1 protein-coding gene is annotated in these 1,442 nt (G+C 41.7%); it reads right to left on the reverse strand.

From position 1 onward, the window contains the following. Nucleotides 1–1,409, reverse strand: a 1,409-nt coding sequence (gene tnpC, locus ACKVDP_RS13775) for an IS66 family transposase (protein WP_409229477.1), incomplete at its 3' end; no start/stop codon positions are given. Nucleotides 1,410–1,442 lie beyond the last annotated feature (33 nt).

Raw genomic sequence — 1,442 nt, forward strand, 5'->3', positions numbered from 1 at the left:
GCTCCGTTGGGACTTCCTGCAAACAACCAATTTTTTCTTCCCACAGTAAATGGTCTGATACTATTTTCTGCGGTATTGTTTGTCATATCGCAGTTCCCATCCTCCAGGTACCTCATCAGTCCTTCTCTTTGATTAATTGAATATTGCAAGGCTTTTCCGATTCTGGATTTTGGTAGAACTCGGTTAGAATTATTTTCAACCCATGACCAATAAGCCTCCAATACAGTCATTTGCTGCCTAAGGCGTTCTTTTTTCCTATCCTCTGGGGATAGGTTTTTTAGTTTATCTTCAATCTCGAAGAGTTTCTTGAAGTATTCTATTGCCTGCAAAGGGAGTGTTGCCTCTGGGCTTTTCAGATTCTTTGGAAGTGCATCGGCAAAATATCTTCTTGCATGGCTCCAACACAAGCATCTTGTGATATTTTCCACCTTGCCATAGCCACTGAAACCATCTGTATGCAGGTATCCCTCATAACCCTGAAGGAAGTTTACCGCATTTGAGCCTGACCTTCCTTCCTTGTATTCAAATACCCTTATTGGCTTTGTGCTGTTCTTGCTGCTGGTGTATACCCACATGTATGATTTTGATGTGTTTTTCTTTTCCGGTTCATTCATGACCTGGACCGGTGTCTCATCTGCATGAAGGTAGTCTTGCATCAAAAGCTGCTGGTGTAGTCTTTTGACCATTTTCCCAAGATACTCCTCTGATGTCTTTAGGATCCAGTTTGAGAGGGTGCTCCTCTTTACCTGCATGCCCAAGTTCTGCCAGTCCTTTTCCTGTCTGTACAGTGGTATATGGTTGACATACTTCTGATACATTGTCCAGGCTACACTTGATGGCGATGCCATTGAGTGCTGTATCAAGGGCGCGTCAACACCGGCCTGTTTCAGATATGGCCTTTCTTCCTTGCGGCATGTTCTGCATTCCCAGGTCTCCTGATATATATTTATGATTTTCATTGTTGCTGGAATATATTCAATTTCACTCCGTATGTACTTCTTTCCTGCAAAATGTCTTCTATCTCCATCTATTTCACATATCTTGTCAGCTTCTGAGATGGTGAATTGCCTATCTTCCTGGGGAAGATGCATTAGGGCCTTTTCACGTGAATATCCTTTTCTTGTCTTTTTCCTTGTGACCAGTTCTTCAACTTCTTCAAAATCAGCATTTGATTCCGCTTCATCAAATTCACCGAATTCCATGCCTTCCAGGAGTATCTGGCCAGTTAGAACTGAACTCTTCTCGCTCTTGACTCCAAATAGTTTCTTGGTGAGATAGTCTATCTGCTCTCTAAGCAACCTTGACTCAGTGTTCATTTCTTCAAGGGTTTGTCTCAAGGATGAAATTGTGGTTGTTTGTTCTTTGATTATTTCAATCAAAACTGATGCATCTGAAGTGCTAAGATCCATATATGACCAACCCTCTTCAATGTATTTTCCTTA

Origin of the sequence: Gudongella ferriphila (genome assembly GCF_046224405.1) — a bacterium.
Classification (GTDB): Bacteria; Bacillota; Clostridia; order Tissierellales; family Tissierellaceae; genus Gudongella.